A 22,956-nucleotide genomic window follows, 5' to 3' on the forward strand; every position below is an offset into this window, starting at 1 on the left:
AATAATTTAAAGGAAAATAAAATGACAATCGAAATTCTTGTTCCAGATTTACCGGAATCCGTTGCGGATGCAACTGTTGCAACATGGCATAAAAAAGTGGGTGAGACAGTAAAACGTGACGAAGTTTTAGTGGAAATCGAAACAGATAAAGTGGTACTTGAAGTGCCAGCATTAAGTGATGGCGTAGTGGCTGAAATTCTTCAAGAAGAAGGCGCAACCGTAGTAAGTAAACAGCTTTTAGGTAAGCTTTCAACCCAACAGGCTGGCGATATTTCATCTGAAACAGTGAAAGACAATGAACCAACGCCTGCGGATCGTCAAAGAGCATCAATTGAAAATAGCCATAATAATTCAGCGGATCAAGGCCCTGCTATTCGTCGTTTATTGGCTGAACATGATTTAGATGCAGAGAAAATTCAAGGTTCTGGTGTGGGTGGCCGTATTACTCGTGAAGATGTTGCACGTGAAGTAGCAAAACGAGATGCTCAAAAAGCGAAACAAGATGTAGCGACAGAGCAAAATACGATTAGCACTGTGGCATATAGCTCTCGTTCAGAAAAACGTGTACCAATGACCCGTTTACGTAAACGTATTGCTGAGCGTTTATTGGAAGCAAAAAATACCACCGCAATGCTCACCACATTTAATGAAGTGGATATGCAGCCGATTATGAAATTACGTAAAACATACGGCGAGAAATTTGAAAAACAACATGGTGCACGTTTAGGCTTTATGTCTTTCTACATTAAAGCCGTGGTTGAAGCATTAAAACGTTATCCCGAAGTGAATGCTTCAATTGATGGTGATGACATTGTGTATCACAACTATTTTGATATTAGCATTGCCGTTTCAACGCCGCGTGGTTTAGTGACACCAGTATTACGCAACTGCGATAAACTCAGCATGGCAGATATTGAGAAACAAATTAAATTGCTAGCTGAAAAAGGCCGTGATGGTAAATTAACGGTTGAAGATTTAACAGGCGGTAACTTCACCATTACTAATGGCGGCGTATTTGGTTCTTTAATGTCCACACCAATTATCAATCCACCGCAAAGCGCGATTTTAGGCATGCACGCCATTAAAGAACGCCCAGTTGCGGTAGATGGCCAAGTGGTGATTCGCCCTATGATGTATTTGGCATTGTCTTATGACCACCGCTTAATTGATGGTCGTGAATCCGTCGGTTTCTTAGTGGCGATTAAAGACTTATTGGAAGATCCAACTCGTTTATTATTAGAAATCTAAGCATATAGGCTTTTCTCTTTTGAGGGGAAAAGCCTTTTTTATATCGAAGTAACTAAAAGGGCGGGAATAATGCCCGCCTTTCTATCGTTAAAATCCAATCTTTATTTAGCTATTTTGCGTACTAAGATTGCTAAGATAAAGGTAATGATGATAACAGGGAAAGTCAGACCTAAATCGCTTTCCCAACCTTTTGCCATAAGAAAACGATAGAGCACGAAGCCGACAAACCAAACGCCGAGTCCAACACTATCAACTGATTTTCTCACATCATGCTGTTTAAGCACAAAGAAATCAGCGATAAGCACGGCGATCATTGGCGCGAATACTGAGCCAATAAAGAACAAGAAATGTTCGTATTCTGTCACTGGTAAGGTTGAGGCTAATATGATGCCCACAATCACGGTCAGAACTGAGATTGGCGTAACTTTTAATTGAGGGAAAATATTATTTAAACTCATGCCGGTAGAATAGGCAGGAAGTGCAGTGTTAATCATGGTAGAGGCGATGACAATTAATACACCAATAACACTGACACCAGCAAGCGAAAGAATTTGTGAGATTTCAGATTTACCGGTCACTAATGCTGCACTTAAGCCAAGAGCATACATCCAGCAGCTAGTCGCGGTATAAGTCAGCGTTGAAAGTGCGGTCGTTTTAAATGGTGTTTCGCTATTCTTCGTATGGTCAGATACTACCGGTAACCAAGAAAGCGGCATGACGGCAGCAATTTCAACAGCTGTACCAAATTTAATATTTTGTGCTACATCCATGGCAATGAATGGTTTATTCGCAACTTGAATACTAAGCCATAACATCAGTAAAAACATGGTGACAAGTGAAATGCTTTTAAAAATACCTAATTTAGTAAAGCCGAGTAGTAGCCAAAGTATGATGAGTATGCCTAAACCAAGTGTAAGAAATGGGAAGAGTGAAGCATCAGGTGTTTGATTTAAGATGGAAATAACGTCAGCGCCCATATAAATCATGACTGCAGTCCATCCCATTAATTGCATGGCATTAAGTAAAGAGAAAAGCGCAGAGCCTTTTTCACCAAATGAAATTTGTACCGTTTGCATAGCACTTTTTTGGGTTTTCGCGCCGATGTAACCTGCACAGAAAAACATCGAGCCGCCAATAAAGTGTCCAACGACGATGGCGATTAAACCTTGTTTCCATCCAAGTGGTGCAAACCAAGTACCCGTGAGAATTTCTGCCATTGAAATAGCAGCGGTAAACCAAATGAGTGCAATCGCAAGATTGCTTGATTTTTTCGTTTGCATGTTGTTATCCTTAACATAAATTGTGGTTATTCAGTTCCAGTATATAACTCAATATTTAAAGAACAAGCCCTGAATTTGAGCTAAAACAAAGTGCGGTCAAATTTTTGTTTGTTTCGCTAAACAACATCAAAAATAGGAAGGAAATATGAATTTACATGAGTACCAAGCTAAGCAGCTTTTTAAGCAATATGCTCTGCCGGTGAGTGAAGGTGTCGTGTGCAAAACGGCAGATGAAGCTGAAATGGCGTTGTTTCAGCTGAATGGCGATGTTTGGATAGCGAAATGTCAAGTTCACGCAGGTGGACGTGGAAAAGCTGGAGGTGTGCAGCTCGTGCATAATGCAGAAGAAGCGCGTGCTTTTGCAGATAAATGGCTTGGGCAGCATTTGGTCACCTTCCAAACAGATAAAAAAGGCCAACCTGTTAATAGTATTTATATTGAAGAAACCTGCCAGATTGAGAAAGAACTTTACCTTGGGGCAGTGATTGATCGTGCTTCGCAGAAAGTGGTTTTTATGGCTTCTTCAGCAGGGGGTATGAGCATTGAGGATGTGGCAAGAGAGACGCCTGAATTAATTCATAAAGTGACCATTGAGCCTCTCGTGGGTGGAATGCCATATCAAGGCCGTGAATTAGCCTTTAAACTTGGTTTAAGTGGCGAACAAAATAAACAATTTGCCGAGATTTTTGTAAAACTCGCTAAACTTTTTATCGAAAAAGATTTTTCTCTAGTTGAAGTCAATCCGCTCGTGGTGACAAAAGAAGGCAATTTAATTTGCGTAGATGCAAAAGTGAGCATTGATGATAACTCACTTTATCGACATCCTGATTTATTAGCCTTACGCGATTTAAGTCAAAGTGATGCACGTGAAGCAGAAGCAGAAAAATATCAGCTTAACTATGTTGCTTTGGAAGGTGATATTGGCTGTATGGTCAATGGCGCCGGGCTTGCTATGGGTACCATGGATATCGTGAAATTATATGGTGGTAATCCTGCAAACTTCCTTGATGTTGGTGGCGGTGCAACGAAAGAGCGTGTGGCTGAAGCCTTTAAGATTATTCTCACCGATAAAAATGTGAAATCAGTCTTAGTAAATATTTTTGGTGGAATCGTACGCTGTGATCTTATTGCTGAAGGTGTCGTAGCAGCGATTCAAGAAGTCGGTGTAAAAGTGCCTGTTGTGGTTCGATTAGAAGGAACCAATGCCCCACAAGGCAGAGCAATTTTAGCCGAAAGTGGTATGAATTTAATTGCTGCACATAGTTTACAAGAAGCAGCACAAGCGGCAGTGAAAGCGGCAAAAGGAGAATAATCATGGCGATTTTAATTAATAAAGAGACAAAAGTAATTTGCCAAGGTTTCACTGGTGCTCAAGGAACATTTCACAGCGAACAGGCATTGGCTTATGGCACCAAGTTAGTGGGGGGCGTTTCACCAAATAAAGGCGGAACAACGCATTTAGGTTTGCCGGTATTTAATACAGTGCGTGAAGCAGTGCAAGTTACAGGGGCTACGGCAACCATGATTTATGTGCCTGCACCATTTTGTAAAGATGCTATTTTAGAAGCCATTGATGCAGGCATTCAATTAGTGGTCTGTATTACAGAAGGCATCCCAACATTGGACATGTTATTGGTAAAACAAAAATTAATTGAAACCGGTGTCGTGATGATCGGCCCGAATTGTCCAGGTGTGATTACACCAGATGAATGTAAGATTGGTATTATGCCAGGAAATATTCATAAAAAAGGCAGAGTAGGCATTGTTTCTCGTTCAGGTACCTTGACTTATGAAGTAGTAAAACAAACGACAGATGAAGGTTTCGGTCAATCCACTTGCGTAGGGATCGGTGGCGATCCTATTCCAGGATCTAACTTCATTGATATTCTTAAACGATTCCAAGAAGATCCTGAAACTGAAGCCATCGTGATGATTGGTGAAATCGGTGGCTCTGCAGAAGAGGAAGCTGCTGCGTTTATTACGGCTCATGTGACAAAACCAGTGGTGGCTTATATCGCAGGCGTGACGGCACCAAAAGGCAAGCGTATGGGACACGCAGGAGCGATTATCAGCGGTGGAAAAGGAACAGCTGCAGATAAAATTGCAGCACTTGAAGCGGCAGGCGTGAAGACAGTGAGAAGTCTCGCTGAAATCGGTTCAGCCCTTCATGAATTATTGAAATAAAATACCTAAAAAATGGACCGCACTTTAGATTAGTTTCAAAGTGCGGTCGTTTTTTATAACAAATTCTTATAACCTGCATCTAAATCGGTGTATAATCTCATCAGTTTTTTAAGGACAAAATTATGAGCCAATTTTTCTATATCCATCCTGAAAATCCGCAAGCGCGTTTGATTAATCAAGCGGTAGAAATTTTGCGTCAAGGCGGTGTCATTGTATACCCGACCGATTCAGGCTATGCCTTAGGTTGTATGATCGGCGATAAACATGCGATGGATCGTATCGTGGCGATTCGTAAATTGCCAGAAGGGCATAATTTTACGTTGGTATGTAGCGATTTATCCGAGCTTTCAACCTATGCAACGGTCAGTAATGTGGCTTATCGCTTAATTAAAAATAATACACCAGGGCGCTATACCTTTATTTTGACGGCGACGAAAGAGCTTCCTCGTCGCTTAATGACGTCAAAACGAAAAACCATTGGCTTGCGTGTACCGGATAACCAAATTGCCTTAGATTTATTGAAGGCATTAGGAGAACCAATTTTATCTTGCTCACTGATGTTGCCTGATAATGAACATATGACTTATTCCGATCCCGAAGAGATTCGCGAATGCTTAGAACGTCAAGTGGATTTAATTATTCATGGTGGCTATTTAGGTCAAGAGCCAACAACGGTGGTAGATTTAACGGAAGAATCGCCAGTCATTTTACGTGAAGGAAGTGGTAGTACCGATCCTTTCATTTAACTTATTTTAGACGCTTGGGAAAGCGACAAAGGAAAACAAATGAAACCTATTCAAAAACCAGTCAGACAAGAACGTGAAAAACAAGCGGGAAAACAACCGCACTTTGAGCGTAAAGATCGTAAAAGTGCGGTCAATTCTGACATCAAATCAACTCCTAAGGCTAAGGTAGCTAAGCCATCTTGTCAATCTACTGTAGAAGGTGAAAAATTACAGAAAGTGCTTGCGCGAGCAGGACAGGGCTCTCGTCGTGAAATTGAAGCGATGATTGCTGATAACCGTGTGAGTGTTGATGGCAAAATGGCGACTCTTGGTGATCGTATCGATGTACATTCTGGTGTAAAAGTGCGTATTGATGGTCGTATCATCAACCTTCAACAAGCACAAAAAGAAGTGTGTCGTGTGTTGATGTATTACAAACCGGAAGGTGAACTTTGTACTCGCAGTGATCCGGAAGGTCGTCCAACTGTATTCGATCGTTTACCACGCTTAAATGGCGCAAGATGGATTGCTGTCGGTCGTTTGGATATTAATACTTCAGGCTTATTGCTTTTCACAACAGATGGCGAATTAGCGAATTGTTTAATGCACCCAAGCCGTGAAGTTGAGCGTGAGTATTCTGTGCGTGTATTTGGTCAAGTAGACGATGCCATGTTAGCGCGTTTACGTAGAGGCGTACAGTTGGAAGATGGACCAGCTAATTTCAAAGAAATCAAATTTGCGGGCGGTATTGGGATTAACCAATGGTACGACGTGACCTTAATGGAAGGTCGTAACCGTGAAGTGCGTCGTCTGTGGGAATCTCAAGGTATTCAGGTGAGCCGCTTAATTCGTATTCGTTACGGCAACATTAAGCTAATGAAAGGCTTACCTCGTGGTGGCTGGGAAGAAATGGATCTGGAAAACGTCAACTATTTACGTGAATTAGTGGGCTTGCCACCTGAAACAGAAACTAAATTAGACGTGACGAAACCTCGTCGTCGACCAAAATCAGGTCAAATTCGTAAAGCAGTAAAACGTTATACTGAGTTAAGTAAACGCTATAAAAAATAGGTGGTATTCGCGATGAAAATGCAGCAACTTCGCTACATTGTTGAGATTGTAAACCAAAATTTAAATGTGACTGAAGCCGCGAATGCGCTTTATACCTCTCAGCCAGGTATCAGTAAACAAGTTCGCTTGTTAGAAGATGAATTAGGTTTAGAGATTTTTGAGCGTAATGGTAAACACATTAAATCCATTACGCCAGCGGGTAAAAAGATCGTCGCTATTGCTCGTGAGCTTTTAGTGAAAGCCCAAAGCATTAAATCAGTGGCCAATGAATATACTTGCCCGAATCATGGTGTGTTACGTATTGCGACAACTAATACGCAAGCGCGTTATATGTTGCCGGCTGTGGTGGAGCGTTTCTCTAAACAATATCCGGATGTGAGTTTACATATTCATCAAGGTTCACCGACGCAAATCCATGATGCATTGATTTCGGGCGAAGTGGATTTAGCGATCACAACAGAAGCGCCGTATCTTTTTGATGATTTGATTCAACTGCCTTGCTATTTGTGGAATCGTTCGGTGATTGTTAAACCGGACCATCCTTTAGCAAAAGTGAAAAATCTTACTGTTGAGGAGTTAGGTAAATATCCGTTAGTCACTTATACCTTCGGTTTTACCGGTGTGTCTGATTTGGATTATGCGTTTAACCGCGCGGGGATTCTGCCGAATATTGTGTTTACCGCAACGGATGCTGACGTGATTAAAACTTATGTGCGTTTAGGATTAGGTGTGGGCATCATGGCCTCTATGGCACATACACCAGCAGATAAGGATTTAGTGGCGATTGATGCAGGGCATTTGTTCCGTGCGAGTATGACGCAAATTGCGTTTAAACACAGTACTTTCTTACGCAACTATATGTATGACTTTATTGAGTTTTTCTCTCCGCACTTAATGCGTCCAATGGTTGAAAAAGCGGAGAAATTGCGTGATAACAGCGCGGTGAAGAAATTGTTTGATAATGTTGAATTAGAAGTGAAATAAGCATAGAAAAATATAAAAGTGCGGTCAGAATTTAATGTGAATTCTGACCGTTTCTTTTTTTTACAATAAAAACAAATGTGGCACTAAGTTCATGACGATAACTGTTGCGATAGAAAGTAATAATCGTGATGAGCCAAAGATAAAACCTCGGTTTGTACCATTATCAAATTTTACTAATAAATTTGCCATTGCCGTTAAAGCATAGACTTCAATCACCGTGAAAATGACTAAGTAAATATAAGCAGAAACCAAAGAAATATATTTCAACGTAATAAACCAAGGCAGGATAATACCAACAGCCAAGATTGGTGCCACCCATAGGGTTTGTTTAATCGTTAAATTAATTTTTCGAGAAAAATAACTTTGTAGTGATACAGTTAACAAACCATTTACAAAAAGTGCAATGGGGGAGTGTTCCGGCATGCCTAATTTGTTATCAAATAGGAACGGGAAGATCACAAAGAATGAGGTTGCAATGGAAAGGGGAATAAACAACATCAAATGCACTAATAAAAATTCTTTAGTGATGATTTCTTTAATTTGGGCAAAGCGAAATTTCACTAAGGTTTGCAAGGTTTGAATTTGATAAAACGGTTTAACCATTAGGGCAAAGAGAATCGCTTCCATTGCAAAGCAGACCCAAATCAACCATTCAATGTGATTGTATTTGATAAATGGAATCACCAATAAAGGCGCAAACATAGACGACATGGAGGTGACTTTTAAATATTTTCCCTGTAATCGGGTTTTCTCTTTGTATTCTTCACCCGCGAGAACCAATAGGCAGGCTTTCGCATTGGTACCAAACAAACAGCTGCCTAGGCCAAAACAGGTGGTGGCAATTAAAAGCAGAATGTAATTGTCAGCAGAGAGAAAGAAAATATAGGCGATCACATCTAAAAAGCATCCAAGTAACATCATTTTGGCCAGTCCAAAACGGTCACCCCAGATACCGGCTAAAATAGCCAATGCTTGGTTACAGAAGAAAAGCAACGAGAGCGAAAAGGCAATTTCGCTGTTGCTTAAGCCTTTTCCTTGTAAGTAGATGAAAAATACCGTTTGCATGGAAAAGAATGCAAGGGTAGAAAAGAAACGACGAGTCAGTAAAAGTTTTTGTAAATTCATTGGTTTTATTTAAAAAAGAAAAGCACGCGTTAAGAACGCGCGCCAGGAATTGGTTAAGTGCGGTCAAAATTCACGACGATTTTTAACCGTACTTGAGATTAAAAAGAATCGTGATATTTCACTAAATCTTCGCGGCTAATGGCAAATACACCCAGGCCACCATTTTTTAGTTCAACCCATTCAAATGGCACATCTGGATATTGCTCGATAAGGCTTACCATGCTGTTGCCCACTTCACAAATGAGCATGCCATTTGGCGTTAAATAATCTGGTGCTTGTTTTAAAATTTGTTTTGTAATTTCTAACCCATCAACACCTGAACCTAAGGCTAACTCAGGTTCATAGTGGAATTCTTCCGGCATATCTGCCAAATCTTCTTCATCCACATAAGGCGGATTGGTGACGATTAAATCATATTGTTGACCGAAGAGATTTTGGAATAAATCTGATTGAATCGGGAAAACACGATGTTCTAATTGGTGGCGTGCAATATTGATTTCAGCCACATTTAATGCATCCACAGAAAGATCGACCGCATCTACTTCCGCTTCAGGAAAGGCTTCAGCTGTTGCGATTGCAATACAACCACTGCCAGTACAAAGATCTAAAATACGTTTGGGTTCAGATTTTAAAAGCGGAGCAAATTTATCTTGGATTAATGCGCTAATTGGCGAGCGAGGAATAATTGTGCGCTCATCCACATAAAACTCTAATCCGCAGAACCACGCACTATTCGTTAAATAAGCGACTGGCACACGTTGTTCGATACGACTTAAAACTAATTGTACTAAAGTTTCTTTTTCTGAATGAGTAAGTTTACTGTTAAACAAATCTTGTGGTAAATCGAGCGGTAATTGAAGCCCCGCAAGGACTAATTGAAGGCTTTCATCCCACGCATTGTCATGGCCTTGCCCGTAGTAAATATCAGAACGGTTAAATGTGCTGTATGTCCAGCGTAAAAAATCTTGAATAGTTGTTAATTCACTTGCCACATTATCTTCTAAAATTGTCGCAACAAGTTCTTGATTGTGTAAGGTTTCCATTTTGTGCCTCAATAAAAATTTTGGCTAGTTATACCATAGAATAGATGTGCTATCATTAAGCAAAATAACAAATTGAGAAAAATAATGACAGAACCAGATGATTTTGATCTTTTTCGGGCAGAAACCAAAGGGATCAAACCTATTAAGCAAGATACCTTTGTGGCACCTCGTCAAAAGAGCGGTCAAAAAAAATCCCATTTACGTGATATTCGAGAAAAAGAAGATACGCTTTTCTATTTTTCTGATGAGTATGAACCCTTGCTAAATGAACATGATGGTGTCATCAAATATTTACGCGAAGGGGAAGATAGCCATTTATTGAAACAACTTCGTCGTGGCGATTTTTCACCTGAATTATTTTTGGATTTACATGGTTTAACCCGTGAACAAGCCAAAATGGAATTGGCAGCACTGTTGTTAGCTTGTGAAGATGAGCATGTTTATTGCGCGAGCATCATGACCGGCTATGGCACGTTTACGTTGAAAAAACAAATTCCACGTTGGTTAGTTCAGCATCCTAAAGTACGAGCGTTACACCAAGCTCCCAAAGAATGGGGCGGAGAAGCGGCGATACTCATTTTAGTGGATGTATAAAGAAAAAGTGCGGTCGAAATTGACCGCACTTTTTTTACATTTTTTCGATTGTCTTAATGCCTAATAACGCTAAACCTTGTTTTAAGGTTTTCTCTGTAAGAGAAGCGAGTTTTAAACGGCTTAATTTTACGTTTTCATCTTCTGCATTTAAGATTGGGCAGTGTTCATAGAATGAAGAGAATATCCCCGCCAACTCATATAAATAAGCACAGAGCACATGCGGTGTTCCTTCTTTGCCCACCGTTTGAACCGCTTCTTCAAATTGAAGCAATTTGATCGCTAATGCACGTTCTTTTTCATCTGAAAGCTGAATTTTCGCTTCTGCAAGAGCGGTTGGATTCACATCTGCTTTATTGAAGATTGAACGAATACGCGTATAAGCATATTGCATATAAGGCGCGGTATTACCTTCAAAACTGAGCATATTATCCCAATCGAACACATAGTCAGTTGTGCGGTTTTTGGAAAGATCCGCATATTTCACCGAGCCAATACCCACCGCTTCAATAACCGCAGTTTTTTCTTCATCAGATAAGTTGGTATTTTTCTCGTTGATTAATACAGTGGCACGTTCAATAGCTTCATCTAATAAATCTGCTAATTTTACGGTGCCGCCAGTACGAGTTTTGAATGGTTTACCATCTTTACCCAACATCATACCGAAGTTTTTATGTTCAAGTGAGAAGCTGTCTGGCACATAACCTGCTTTACGCGTAATTAACCACGCTTGTTGCATGTGTTGGCTTTGGCGTGTATCAGAGAACACTAATGCGCGATCCGCTTTTAAGGTTTCATAACGATATTTAGCCGCCGCGATATCGGTAGTGGTATAAAGGAAACCGCCATCTTTCTTCTGAACGATAACGCCCATCGGTTCGCCTTCTTTGTTTTTGAATTCATCAAGATAAACGACCAATGCACCTTCATCTTCAACTGCTAAACCTTGTTTTTTCAGATCTTCAACGATAGCAGGTAACATCGGGTTATAAAGACTTTCACCCATCACATCTTTTTCGGTCAACGTGACATTCAAACGATCATAGTTACGTTGATTTTGTTGCATGGTGATATCAACTAATTTTTTCCACATTGTACGGCAATATTCATCTCCACCTTGCAATTTCACCACATAGTTACGGGCTTTTTCAGCGAAAGCTTCATCTTCATCATAATGTTTTTTCGCTTCGCGATAGAATGCTTCAAGATCTTGAAGTTCCATTTCGCTTGCGTGTTCATTTTCCATTTTTTCAAGATAAGCAATAAGCATACCAAATTGCGTACCCCAGTCACCCACGTGATTCGCACGAATAACGTTGTGACCTAAAAATTCAAGGGTACGAACAACGGCATCACCGATTATGGTAGAACGTAAGTGACCTACGTGCATTTCTTTCGCAACGTTTGGTGAAGAATAATCAATCACGATGGTTTGTTTTTCATTTGCGCTGACACCAAGATTTTGATCTTTTAATGCAGCAGAAACGTTATTCGCTAACCAAGTTGGATTTAAGAAAATATTAATAAAACCTGGACCAGCAATTTCAGTTTTTTCTGCGACATCAGAAAGATCAGCATGATCTAATACTTTTTGTGCAAATTCACGTGGATTTAAACCTAGTTTTTTAGCAGCAGCCATGATGCCGTTTGCTTGGTAATCGCCAAATTGTGGTTTACCTGATTGGCGAATAAGCGCATCACATTGTTCATCTGCGCCAGCAGCAATCATCGCTTGTTTAATTTTATCGGATAAAATAGATTGAATATTCACGGTTTTTCCTAATCTTGAAATTGAATAATGAAAATAATCGGCTATGATACCGTTGTTTATAGATTTCTCAAAGTAAGAGCAGGAGAAAATGTCAAATTTAATGGAAAAATCGACCGCACTTTATCAGGAGTTGCCTTTATTTCAGGAAAAAATTCAGCAATTAGCTGCCGTCATGAAAGTGAATTTAGCGGATTATCAAATTGATCATTTAGCTTTAAGAGCAAATACTGAAGAAAAAGCAAAAAATTGGCTGACAGAGTTATTAAAGTGCGGTAGAATTTTAAGCGATAATATCGTCAATGGGCGTCCTATCTATTTGATTGAATTAGATGAGCCAGTTGATTTCATTGGTCAGCCTGTCGATGTTATTGAATTACCGTTTCCTAAAAATAAACAATATCCCCAAGAAACTTGGGAACATATTGAAATTGTAATGCCGCTTTTATCTCATGAATCTGTTGAGGATTGGGTTAATCGAATTTGCAATACATTTTTATGGAAGGAACTAACTCAATTAACCATGAAGGTGAGCGAACCTAAGGTGGAAGGGGAGCAATTGCCCAATCCATCCATTGCAGTGAGTTTTGTTGATAAAACAGAAAATCACGTTTGCATAAAGGTTCATCCTTATACAATAAAGAAAATACTCGAGGTTTAGTGTAATGAAAAAAATTACCTTAGCATTAACTGTCTTATTAAGTTTAGGTTTATCAGCTTGTTCATCTCAATCACAAAAAGATGAAAGCGCTTATAAAGGTCAAGTTATCTTCACCGAATTCCAAGGTGATGATGTAAAATTAACCGTTCGTAAAAACGACTGCTCATACAAACAAGAAGGTGAAACAGAAGTTATCGTTCACAAATACGATTCAACTTTAGTAACTGGTGCTTGTGTGAAAGTATCTGACAACGGTCAAGGCGTGAAAAACGTTTCAACTTGGTCTCCAAGAAACCCAATCTAATTCATTTTTAGAAGGTTAGTTTTATGAAAAAAGTAACAGTAGCATTAGCACTTATGATGTCTATCGGCTTAACCGGTTGTGCAAACACTGATATTTTTAGCGGTGATGTGTATGAAGCTGGACAAGCAAAAGAAGCGCGTTCAATTAGCTATGGTACTATTGTTTCTGTTCGTCCTGTTAAAATCCAAGCGGATAATCCAGGTGTAATCGGTACAGTTGGTGGTGGTGCTTTAGGTGGTATCGCTGGTAGTACAATTGGCGGTGGCACTGGACAAGCAATTGCAACTGCAGTAGGTGCAATTGGTGGGGCGATTATTGGTAGCAAAGCTGAAGAGAAAATGAGCCAAGTTAATGGTGCAGAGCTTGTTATCAGAAAAGATAATAGAGAAGAGATCGTTGTGGTTCAAAAAGCCGATCCAAGTTTTCAAGCTGGTCGTCGCGTAAGAATCGTTGGCGGTTCATCATTAAATGTTTCTGTTATCAACTAACTAAAGCTAGAAATAGAAAAAAAGCGAGCCATAATAAGGTTCGCTTTTTTTATGTTTTAAATCAAAAGAAAGTGCGGTTGTTTTTTGCTTGAAAGTCAAAAATATGATACAACTATCAACCGTTATTTCACATCAACAATAGGAAGCAAAATGTCAAATTTACAACAAGTTATTGAAGCTGCATTTGAAAAACGTGCGGAAATTACCCCTAAAACAGTTGATGCACAAACTCGTGCAGCAATCGAAGAAGTGATCGAAGGATTAGATAGCGGTAAATACCGTGTTGCAGAAAAGATTGATGGTGAATGGGTGACTCACCAATGGTTGAAAAAAGCAGTATTATTATCTTTCCGTATCAATGATAACCAAATCATTGATGGTGCAGAAACCAAATACTATGACAAAGTAGCATTAAAATTTGCTGACTATACCGAAGAGCGTTTTGCTCAAGAAGGTTTCCGTGTCGTACCTTCTGCAACAGTACGTAAAGGCGCATACATTTCTAAAAACTGTGTATTGATGCCTTCTTATGTCAATATCGGTGCATATGTGGGTGAAGGTACCATGGTTGATACATGGGCAACTGTTGGTTCATGTGCGCAAATTGGTAAAAATGTACACTTATCTGGTGGTGTAGGCATCGGTGGTGTATTAGAGCCATTACAAGCAAACCCAACCATTATTGGCGATAACTGTTTTATCGGTGCACGTTCTGAAGTGGTTGAAGGCGTGATTGTTGAAGATGGTTGTGTGATCTCTATGGGCGTATTCATTGGTCAATCAACTAAAATCTATGATCGTGAAACGGGTGAAGTGTTCTACGGTCGCGTTCCTGCGGGTTCTGTGGTTGTTTCAGGTAGCCTTCCATCAAAATGTGGTAAATACAGCTTATACTGTGCAGTGATCGTGAAAAAAGTTGATGCAAAAACTTTAGGTAAAGTGGGTATCAATGAGTTATTACGTTCTATTGAAGAGTAATTAAAATACTATAAAAAATGACCGCACTTTATGTGACAAAGTGCGGTCATTTTCTTTTCTAAATTAGCGAATTATTTTTTTCTTGCTAACATTGTCGCAAATTTTAACTTAATGCGATTGCCGTTTTCGTCGGTTTTATGTAATTCGCCCATATTTTCGTTATATTCTAAGAATTCCCAATCTTTATAATATTCTTTCAATTCACCTTCAGAGAATGTAAATGAGAACGGAAGTGGACAAGGCACCTCAGGTGTAGACATTGCGGCTACAATTAAGTTGTAACCACCTGGGTTGGTGTGTTCTTGCATATTCTTAATAATAGCTGGAATTCGCTCACGATTTAAGAACATAAATACCACGGTTGATACAATAAAGTCGTAGTTTTCTTGAATATTAGCGGTGTTAATATCATAAACAGCAGTTTTGATATTTAAGTTTTCTTTATCTTTAGTTTCGTTTAAGAAGGCAATGCTGTTTTCGTTGTGATCCCAAGAAGTCACATCATAACCTTTTAAACTTAAATAAAGGGAGTTACGACCTTGTCCGCAACCTAAATCTAACACTTTGCAAGGCTTAATAATTTTAGCGGCATCAACCACATCACCGTGCGTTGCAGTCATGTTGTATTTTTTGCTGAAATAGTCTTCTTTTTTGCAATAAAAACCAAGCGTACATTCTAAGTCATCAGAAAGGGCTTCAACTCGATGCCAGGCTTGTGGCTCGACAAACGGAATGTTACTTTCTGGCGTGAAAATATGCTCAGTAATAATATCACCATCTTCAGTTAGCTCATAAAACTTAAGCTTACCTTTCAATACTGTAAGTTTGCCCCAAGTGCCCACTTTAGTATTGTGTTTTTCTTGGAACATTTTAGGTAGTTTATCTTTTGTCCAAACCGGCATTTGTTTATAGCAGATAAGTTCGTTTGTCATAATGAATTCCTTTTAATTTGCGTGATAAATAACTGATTGATATGGTAGGGTATTTAACTCTACTTGGCAATAAAAAAGGCGACCGAAGTCGCCTAAATATTAAATTATTTTACTTGCATACCGGCAGTTACACCGCTATCAGCTGAAAGTAAGAATAAATCACTTCCGCCGGTACCAGCAGAAAGAATCATCCCTTCTGATACGCCGAATTTCATTTTACGCGGTGCAAGGTTTGCAACCACAATAACAAAACGACCTTCTAATTCTTCAGGTTTGTTGTAAGCAGCTTTAATACCAGAGAACACTTGGCGAGTATGGTCACCTAAATCTAATTCAAAACGTAAGAGTTTATTTGATTCTGGTACTGCTTCGCATTTCAGTACTTTTGCCACACGCATATCGATTTTAGCAAAATCATCAATGGTAATAGTGTCAGCAATTGGTTCAACATTTGAAAGTGCGGTCGCTTTTGCCGCTGTTTTTTCTGTCGCTTTGTTTGCTTCGGCGAAAAGTGCTTTAGTTTCTTCTACAACAGCATCAATTTGTTTTTTCTCTAAACGAGAGAAAAGCGCTTTAAATGGAGTAAGTTGATGACTTAATAAAGGCTGTGCAATATTATTCCAAGTTAGTTCTGTTTGTAAGAACGCTTCTGCACGTTCAGCCAGTTTTGGGAGAACCGGTTTTAAGTAAGACATTAATACACGGAAAAGCTCGATACCCATTGAGCAAACCGCTTGTAATTCTGTCTCTTTGCCATCTTCTTTTGCAATGACCCAAGGGGCTTTTTCATCGATATATTTATTGGCTTTATCGGTTAATGTCATGATTTCACGAATTGCTTTGTTATATTCGCGGCTTTCATAATAAGTAGCGATTTGTTCAGCTTGTGCAGTAAATTCAGCAAAAAGTGCTTCGTCTTCTAATTTATCTGCTAATTTGCCTTCAAAGCGTTTCGCAATAAATCCAGCATTACGAGAAGCTAAATTGACTAGTTTATTGACGATATCCGTATTGACACGTTGAACAAAATCTTCCAAATTGAAATCAAGATCTTCGATACGATCGTTTAATTTTGCTGCGTAGTAATAACGTAAACATTCTGGATCAATATGGTTTAAATAGGTGCTAGCTTGGATAAATGTACCACGTGATTTTGACATTTTGGCGCCATCTACGGTGACATAACCGTGAGCAAACACATTGGTTGGTTTGCGGTATTCGCTTCCTTCCAACATTGCTGGCCAGAATAGGCTGTGGAAATACACGATATCTTTACCTATAAAGTGATAAAGCTCAGCATCGCTGTTTTCTCCCCAGAATTCATTAAAATCAATGCCTTCACGATCGCAGAGATTTTTGAAAGAAGCCATATAGCCAATTGGCGCATCCAACCAAACATAGAAGAATTTATCTTTTGCACCTGGAATTTCAAAACCAAAATAAGGTGCATCACGAGAGATATCCCATTGTTGTAAACCACTTTCAAACCATTCTTGCATTTTGTTTGCAATTTCAGGTTGAAGTGAACCAGAGCGAGTCCATTCTTTTAACATACCTTCAAAAGCAGGCAAGTCAAAGAAGAAATGTTCAGATTCTTTGATGATTGGTGTTGCACCTGATACAGCTGAACGAGGATTAATTAAATCCATCGGGCTATAAGTCGAAGCACAAACTTCGCAGTTATCACCGTATTGATCTTCAGCTTTACATTTTGGGCAAGTCCCTTTGACGAAACGATCTGGTAAGAACATGTTCTTTTCAGGATCGAATAACTGAGAAATCACTTTTGTTTTAATGAAGTCTTTGGCTTTCAATTTATTGTAAATCTCAGCGGTGATCTGTTTATTTTCTTCACTGTGAGTAGAGTGATAGTTATCAAAACTAATATTGAAACCAGCAAAATCACGTACGTGATCCGCTTTTGCTTTTGCAATTAATTCTTCTGGTGTAATGCCTAATTTATCGGCATTAAGCATAATTGGTGTGCCATGCGCATCATCTGCACAAACAAAATAAATTTTATTGCCACGCATACGTTGGAAACGCACCCAAATATCCGCTTGAATGTGTTCTAACATGTGCCCTAAATGAATGGCGCCATTTGCATAAGGTAATGCACAAGTAACTAAAATTTTACGAGGTTGAGTTGTCATTATTTTTCTCTTATTCTTTTTGCAAAAATTGCGAGTATGTTACCCGATTAGTGCGATTTTTTCTAGTTTAGTTATACTTTTAGCTTAACATTTGAGGTGTAAAAAGGGTAAAATATCCCTGACAAATTTACTCTACTACCTACTACTATTAAAGGAATATTATGGCAACTGCTTTTTCTGAAAATTTAACGGCAGAACAACAATCTCAAGTTCTGCAAGTTTTCCAACAATTTCAACATCCAAGTTTGCAAAAAGACTTAATCGCATTAAATACTTTGAAGAAAGTTGAAAAAGGCTGTGACGTATTACGTATTGAATTACAATTGCCTTTTGCATGGAACACTGGCGTGGAGCAAGTGAAACAGCAACTTTCTGATGCCTTATTAAAAGCAACAGATAGTAAAGAAATCAAATGGGTGGTGAATTATCAAATCGCAACGTTAAAACGTGCGAATAATCAACCCGCTGTAAAAGGCGTGAAGAACATCATCGCGGTGACTTCGGGTAAAGGCGGAGTAGGGAAATCCTCGGTTTCTGTGAATCTTGCGCTTGCTTTACAAGCTCAAGGTGCTCGCGTGGGGATTTTAGACGCGGATATTTATGGCCCATCTGTTCCGCATATGTTAGGCGCCCCACATCAACGCCCAACTTCACCAGATAACCAACATATCACACCGATTAAAGCACATGGTTTATCTGCAAACTCGATCGGTTTCTTAATGGATGAAGATAATGCAACTATTTGGCGTGGTCCAATGGCAAGTAGTGCATTAAGTCAGCTTTTAAATGAAACATTATGGGATAGCTTAGATTACTTAGTGATCGATATGCCACCGGGTACAGGTGATATCCAATTGACCCTTTCACAACAAATCCCTGTAACGGGTGCGGTAGTGGTCACAACACCACAAGATATTGCGTTATTAGATGCGGTGAAAGGTGTATCGATGTTTGAACGTGTGTCAGTACCAGTGTTAGGTATTGTGGAAAATATGTCTATGCATATTTGTAGCAATTGCGGCCATCACGAAGCGATTTTCGGCACTGGTGGTGCAGAGAAAATGGCACAAAAATACAATGTGAAAGTATTAGGTCAGTTACCGTTGAATATCCAAGTTCGTCAAGATTTGGATGCAGGTAAACCGACCGTAGTTGCTGCACCAGACAGTGAAATTGCGAAATCTTTCTTAGATTTAGCAGAGAAAGTATCAACTGAGCTTTACTGGCAAGGTTCTGTGATTCCAAGCGAGATTTTATTCCGCGAAGTGAAATAATCACAAAAAATATCATAAAAATTAACCGCACTTTAGGTCATCCAAAGTGCGGTTATTTTTTTAGCTAAATTTGCTTATTTTAAATGATCTGCATCATTTATTTTCTCAATGCGAAAACCATTCTCATCGTCATAATGTACAACACTTATTGAGGTATTAATGAGCGATACCGATTTATCTTCATCACGGTGATTTTGCCACGTTGCACCGTTTAATAAGGCAAGCAATAAACGCAAGGTATGGCCATGTGACACAATGAGAATATTACCTTGATCGTGGATCTTAATAATATCCTGCAATGCTTTCATGGCACGTTCGCCTAATTGTTCAAACGTTTCTCCGCCATTCGCTTGAGCTTTGTAATTGGCAGGATCTTTAATAAGTTGTTTAAATTCCGGGTGTTCTCTTAACGTATCAACAACTTTGCCTTCCCAAGAACCAAAATATTGTTCATTTAAACCTTGGTGATGGAAAAGGGGAATATCTCTTTCACCAATAATATGAGAGGCGGTTGCGATAGTGCGGTTTAATATGCTGGAATAAGCAGCAATGAAAGGAATATGATTAAGTGCCACACCTGTTTTTTTCGCACCATTAACACCTTCTTCTGTTAAAGGGGAATCGCCATGACCTTGCATTAAACCTTCCGTATTCCAAACAGTTTTACCGTGGCGAATGAAATAAAAAGTCAGTTGTTTTTTCATTTTCATGTCCATAAAAAAGATTAAGGAAGCCGAAACTTCCTTAATCATGATTTTAACGGGAGTAATAACCTGCCATTGAACTATATACGGCATTTTCTGCTTGAATGATGTTGTATTTCGCATTCAAGATAGAAAGTTGAGAGCTTTTCTCTGTGTTTGCCGCTGCAAGCCATTCACGTAATTCAGATACACCAGCATTGTAACGATCACGATAGTATTTGGTGATACGTTGGTTATAGCTGTGTGTTTTTTGCAAGTTAGCAAAGGCACTTTGTGCTTGTGTGTAGGCGAAGTAGTTGGTATCTACATCGTTCAAGGCTTTAGTAATGCTTTGCTCATAGTTTAAACGTGCAGTTTCATAATCTGCCTCAGAGATTTTCACGTTCCATTTCACCGTATTCCAGTTGAGGAATGGCAGGCTAATGCCGATTAACCCGGTACCCACTGGATTGTGCAATGTATTACCAACTTTAGTACCACTTGATGTTAAGCTACCACCTAAAGTCATTTCAGGGAACCAGCCTTTTTCGGTTGCTTTGGCATTTTTGAATGCACTGCTTAAGCGATATTGATAGCCTTTTACATCAGGACGATTCGCAATCACAGAAACGGGTACATTTAAATTCACGCCCACGTTTTTCACATTAAGAATGTGTGGGAAGTTGATATTTAATGCTTCTTCCGGTTTTAAGTTCAGTAAGTTACGTAAAGTTTGTTCCGCTGTTTTACGTTGCGTTTGATAGTTGATCAAGTTGTTACGTGCGTTCAATACCGCTTGTTGTGCTTGATCCACACTTGCGCTGTCAGCCACACCTTGTGATAAACGGCGTTGCATAATGCTGCTAATGTCGTTGTAGTATTTAATGCTTTCTTGCGTGGTGCTGATTGCATCATTAAAGTAGGCAATTTGATAATAGGTTGTTACAACAGAGTTGATGAGTGAAAGTTTTGTTGCTTCTAAATCTTCAGCCGTTGCCTTGTGTGACCATTCAGCTGCATCAGCGGTATCCGCTAAACGTTGCCATAGATCTAACGTATAACTCACATTTAATGCACCTTTATGACTGATGGTTGAGTTGCCACCAGTTTTCAGATTTTTACCCGCAGAAGATTGGGTTGAACCGCTAAATGCCGGAATTAAATTCGCGCCTGCAAGGTTTGCATTATATAGAGCACGGTTTACGGCAATAGACGCTTTGGCTAAATCTTTGTTATTAACTAATGCTTGTTCTACCACACGATTTAATTGTGAATCATTGTAAAGTGCCCACCAGTTTTCTTTTACATTAAATTGTTTGGTGATTTCCGCATAATTTTGGTAATCCTGCTGGCTCGCTTTATAAGAATCGCCGATGTTAGCACAACCTGCTAGAGCAGTTGCCATCGCGATTGCTAAGGTTAATTTTTTCATTTTTAACATGGATTTTTCCTTTCTTTTTAATTAAAGTGCGGTCAAAAATTAGTAAGAATTTTAACCGCTCTTTTGAGTTTTACAAAATTTCTTTATTCTCTCGCAAGGGCGGTAATTGGATCTAATTGTGCTGCACGTTTTGCCGGCATATAGCCGAAGATCACACCAATCAGGGTAGAGAAGACCACCGCTGCAACAATTGAGCCAGTTGAGAATGCCATCGTAAAGTCAGTCATAAATACGTTAAATAGCAGACCGATTAAACCCGAAAGTAGAATACCCGTCACGCCACCAATTAAACAAATCAGCACGGCTTCAATTAAAAATTGTTGCAGAATGTTAAATTGTCTCGCACCAATAGCCATGCGCACGCCAATTTCTTTAGTTCGTTCAGTAACAGAAACCAACATAATATTCATTACCCCAATACCGCCTACAATCAATGAAATAAAGGCAATAGAGGAAATGAGCAATTTCATCGTGCCTGTTGTGCTTTCAACGGTTTGTTTAATGGTATCGCTATTCATGATAAAGAAATCTTTTTTACCATGACGCATGGTAAGCAATTCAGTAATTCCTTTTTCAGCGACAGTAGTATTCACGGAATCATCTACTTTTACGGTAATCGAGCCAATTTTTTTACTGCCCGAAATACGATTCATCACGGTGGTATAAGGGGCATAGAGATTAAGTGAACTGCTTGCCCCGCCCATTTGTTTATCAGATACCACGCCAATAATACGTAATGGACGTTTATTAAACATTACAATTTTGCCGATAGGATTTTCATCCGGGAAAATCGATTTTTTCGCACTTTCATCGATTAAGGCTACTTGGTTGTTATCAGCAACATCTTGAGCAGAAAATAAATTACCGGATTTTAGTTTTAAGCCATCTACATCAAAATATTGTTCGCCTACACCTTTTAAACTGGTCGAGGAGAAAGTCTGGTTACCATAAATTAATGTGCCACTTGATGAGCTATTTGGCGTGACACTTTGTACATAGCTTTGTTGATTTAAGGCAGTGGCATCATTAATTGTGAGATTCTGCATTTGTTCAGCACGACGATCACCAAAGCCTGTACCATTAAAGATGGTCATGGTACTTGTACCAATACCTTTGATATTCTCTAAGATTTTTTGCTGTGAACCATTTCCCAATGCCACGACAGAAACCACAGAAGTAATCCCGATAATAATCCCCAGCATGGTTAAAAGAGAACGCATTTTATGGGCGATAATGGCACTCACAGACATACGAAAGGCTTCGACAAATTGATCTTTGCTAAACCCAAAGTTCGGTTTAGATTTGGTTTGATTTTCGACCGCACTTTTTACCGCTTTTTTTTGTGTATCACCAATGATTTCGCCATCTTTAATTTCAATCACGCGATTCGCACTGGCGGCAATTTCTCTGTCGTGGGTTACCATAATAATAGTGTGGCCTTCTGCGTGTAATTGATGCAGAATTTCCATTACATTTTGGCCACTTTGTGAATCCAATGCACCAGTAGGTTCATCGGCTAAAATAATTTCGCCACCATTCATTAATGCTCGCGCAATACTCACACGTTGTTGCTGACCACCTGAAAGCTGGCTGGGTTTATTTTGCCATTTATCGCCTAAGCCTAATTTTTCTAACAGTTGTTTTGCACGAGAAAGACGTTTTTCTTGCGACATCCCCGCATAAATTGCAGGCAAGGCGACGTTTTCTGCTGCGGTCAAGCTCGACAATAAGTTATAGCGTTGGAAAATAAAGCCGAATTTTTGGCTACGTAAATCTGACAGCTGATCTTTGCTTAATTCAATGGTTTCTTTGCCATTGATTTTGTAAGAGCCACTGGTTGCCGTATCCAAGCATCCGATGATATTCATCAAGGTCGATTTACCGGAACCTGATTGCCCAATAATCGCGACGAAATCGCCTTTTTCTATATTTAAAGAGATATTCTTTAAAATATGAACACGATTTTCGCCTTCACCGAAGTAACGGTTGAGATCCTTAATTTCAATAATATTCATTAATTTTC

21 protein-coding genes are annotated in these 22,956 nt (G+C 39.3%); 12 read left to right on the forward strand and 9 right to left on the reverse strand.

The genetic code is table 11. The features are described from left to right. The first annotated feature begins 21 nt into the window (after positions 1-21). Complete coding sequence (gene odhB, locus RDV53_RS08525) at positions 22-1,248, forward strand: 2-oxoglutarate dehydrogenase complex dihydrolipoyllysine-residue succinyltransferase (RefSeq protein ID WP_005695957.1); 1,227 nt, start codon at positions 22-24, stop codon at positions 1,246-1,248. 101 nt (positions 1,249-1,349) lie between these two features. Here the strand turns inward: odhB and cytX are convergent, their stop codons facing one another. Next, on the reverse strand, positions 1,350-2,528 hold the full coding sequence (cytX, locus tag RDV53_RS08530) for a putative hydroxymethylpyrimidine transporter CytX (RefSeq protein ID WP_005695959.1): 1,179 nt from the start codon (positions 2,526-2,528) through the stop codon (positions 1,350-1,352). 145 nt (positions 2,529-2,673) lie between these two features. Here cytX and sucC point away from each other — a divergent pair, with 145 nt between their 5' ends. The 5 genes from sucC to cysB all read left to right on the forward strand — a co-directional run bounded on the left by sucC (position 2,674) and on the right by cysB (position 7,492). Then, positions 2,674-3,840: an ADP-forming succinate--CoA ligase subunit beta gene (gene sucC, locus RDV53_RS08535; protein WP_005695960.1), complete on the forward strand. Its 1,167-nt coding sequence runs from the start codon at positions 2,674-2,676 to the stop codon at positions 3,838-3,840. A gap of 2 nt (positions 3,841-3,842) precedes the next feature. Next, positions 3,843-4,712 carry a succinate--CoA ligase subunit alpha gene (gene sucD / locus RDV53_RS08540; protein ID WP_005695961.1) on the forward strand — a complete coding sequence of 290 codons (870 nt, stop codon included), beginning with the start codon at positions 3,843-3,845 and terminating at the stop codon, positions 4,710-4,712. 122 nt (positions 4,713-4,834) lie between these two features. Then, positions 4,835-5,458 carry an L-threonylcarbamoyladenylate synthase gene (locus tag RDV53_RS08545; protein ID WP_005695962.1) on the forward strand — a complete coding sequence of 208 codons (624 nt, stop codon included), beginning with the start codon at positions 4,835-4,837 and terminating at the stop codon, positions 5,456-5,458. Between the two features lie 39 nt (positions 5,459-5,497). Then, positions 5,498-6,508 carry a 23S rRNA pseudouridine(2605) synthase RluB gene (gene rluB / locus RDV53_RS08550; RefSeq protein ID WP_005695963.1) on the forward strand — a complete coding sequence of 337 codons (1,011 nt, stop codon included), beginning with the start codon at positions 5,498-5,500 and terminating at the stop codon, positions 6,506-6,508. A gap of 12 nt (positions 6,509-6,520) precedes the next feature. After that, positions 6,521-7,492 carry an HTH-type transcriptional regulator CysB gene (gene cysB, locus RDV53_RS08555; RefSeq protein ID WP_032822708.1) on the forward strand — a complete coding sequence of 324 codons (972 nt, stop codon included), beginning with the start codon at positions 6,521-6,523 and terminating at the stop codon, positions 7,490-7,492. A 60-nt stretch (positions 7,493-7,552) separates the two neighbouring features. Here the strand turns inward: cysB and RDV53_RS08560 are convergent, their stop codons facing one another. Further along, entirely contained in the window at positions 7,553-8,617 is a 1,065-nt protein-coding gene (locus tag RDV53_RS08560; RefSeq protein ID WP_005695967.1) for an MFS transporter, read from the reverse strand. Positions 8,618-8,715: 98 nt separating this feature from the next. Further along, complete coding sequence (gene prmB / locus RDV53_RS08565) at positions 8,716-9,660, reverse strand: 50S ribosomal protein L3 N(5)-glutamine methyltransferase (RefSeq protein WP_005695968.1); 945 nt, start codon at positions 9,658-9,660, stop codon at positions 8,716-8,718. 84 nt (positions 9,661-9,744) lie between these two features. Between prmB and smrB the strand changes: the two genes are divergently transcribed. Beyond that, positions 9,745-10,254 (forward strand): endonuclease SmrB, encoded by a 510-nt coding sequence (gene smrB / locus RDV53_RS08570; protein ID WP_005695969.1) that lies wholly within the window; start codon positions 9,745-9,747, stop codon positions 10,252-10,254. A gap of 34 nt (positions 10,255-10,288) precedes the next feature. Here smrB and argS read toward each other — a convergent pair whose 3' ends face one another. Beyond that, positions 10,289-12,022: an arginine--tRNA ligase gene (gene argS, locus RDV53_RS08575; RefSeq protein WP_005695970.1), complete on the reverse strand. Its 1,734-nt coding sequence runs from the start codon at positions 12,020-12,022 to the stop codon at positions 10,289-10,291. 88 nt (positions 12,023-12,110) lie between these two features. Between argS and RDV53_RS08580 the strand changes: the two genes are divergently transcribed. The 4 genes from RDV53_RS08580 (at position 12,111) to dapD (ending at position 14,450) form a co-directional block, all read left to right on the forward strand. After that, a complete protein-coding gene (locus tag RDV53_RS08580) occupies positions 12,111-12,680 on the forward strand; it encodes a VOC family protein (RefSeq protein ID WP_005695973.1) in 570 nt (189 codons plus the stop codon). A gap of 4 nt (positions 12,681-12,684) precedes the next feature. After that, positions 12,685-12,984, forward strand: coding sequence for a hypothetical protein (locus RDV53_RS08585; protein ID WP_005695975.1), 300 nt, complete (start codon positions 12,685-12,687; stop codon positions 12,982-12,984). A gap of 23 nt (positions 12,985-13,007) precedes the next feature. After that, positions 13,008-13,472 (forward strand): outer membrane lipoprotein, encoded by a 465-nt coding sequence (locus tag RDV53_RS08590; protein ID WP_005695976.1) that lies wholly within the window; start codon positions 13,008-13,010, stop codon positions 13,470-13,472. Positions 13,473-13,622: 150 nt separating this feature from the next. Beyond that, positions 13,623-14,450 (forward strand): 2,3,4,5-tetrahydropyridine-2,6-dicarboxylate N-succinyltransferase, encoded by an 828-nt coding sequence (gene dapD, locus RDV53_RS08595; RefSeq protein WP_005695977.1) that lies wholly within the window; start codon positions 13,623-13,625, stop codon positions 14,448-14,450. A 71-nt stretch (positions 14,451-14,521) separates the two neighbouring features. Here the strand turns inward: dapD and tehB are convergent, their stop codons facing one another. Beyond that, positions 14,522-15,382 (reverse strand): SAM-dependent methyltransferase TehB, encoded by an 861-nt coding sequence (gene tehB, locus RDV53_RS08600; protein WP_005695979.1) that lies wholly within the window; start codon positions 15,380-15,382, stop codon positions 14,522-14,524. A 104-nt stretch (positions 15,383-15,486) separates the two neighbouring features. Then, positions 15,487-17,535 (reverse strand): methionine--tRNA ligase, encoded by a 2,049-nt coding sequence (gene metG, locus RDV53_RS08605; protein ID WP_005695980.1) that lies wholly within the window; start codon positions 17,533-17,535, stop codon positions 15,487-15,489. Between the two features lie 161 nt (positions 17,536-17,696). On the opposite strand from metG, the gene apbC reads away from it, so the two are divergent. Further along, positions 17,697-18,809 carry an iron-sulfur cluster carrier protein ApbC gene (gene apbC / locus RDV53_RS08610; protein ID WP_005695981.1) on the forward strand — a complete coding sequence of 371 codons (1,113 nt, stop codon included), beginning with the start codon at positions 17,697-17,699 and terminating at the stop codon, positions 18,807-18,809. A 74-nt stretch (positions 18,810-18,883) separates the two neighbouring features. Here apbC and RDV53_RS08615 read toward each other — a convergent pair whose 3' ends face one another. From RDV53_RS08615 to RDV53_RS08625, 3 genes are all read right to left on the reverse strand, one after another. Continuing rightward, on the reverse strand, positions 18,884-19,513 hold the full coding sequence (locus RDV53_RS08615; protein WP_032822745.1) for a histidine phosphatase family protein: 630 nt from the start codon (positions 19,511-19,513) through the stop codon (positions 18,884-18,886). 52 nt (positions 19,514-19,565) lie between these two features. Beyond that, positions 19,566-20,933, reverse strand: coding sequence for a toxin/drug exporter TdeA (tdeA, locus tag RDV53_RS08620; protein WP_005695984.1), 1,368 nt, complete (start codon positions 20,931-20,933; stop codon positions 19,566-19,568). Positions 20,934-21,016: 83 nt separating this feature from the next. After that, positions 21,017-22,948 carry a MacB family efflux pump subunit gene (locus RDV53_RS08625; RefSeq protein ID WP_005695986.1) on the reverse strand — a complete coding sequence of 644 codons (1,932 nt, stop codon included), beginning with the start codon at positions 22,946-22,948 and terminating at the stop codon, positions 21,017-21,019. Between the last annotated feature and the right edge of the window lie 8 nt (positions 22,949-22,956).

Origin of the sequence: Haemophilus parainfluenzae ATCC 33392 (assembly GCF_031191205.1) — a bacterium.
Classification (GTDB): Bacteria; Pseudomonadota; Gammaproteobacteria; order Enterobacterales; family Pasteurellaceae; genus Haemophilus_D; species Haemophilus_D parainfluenzae.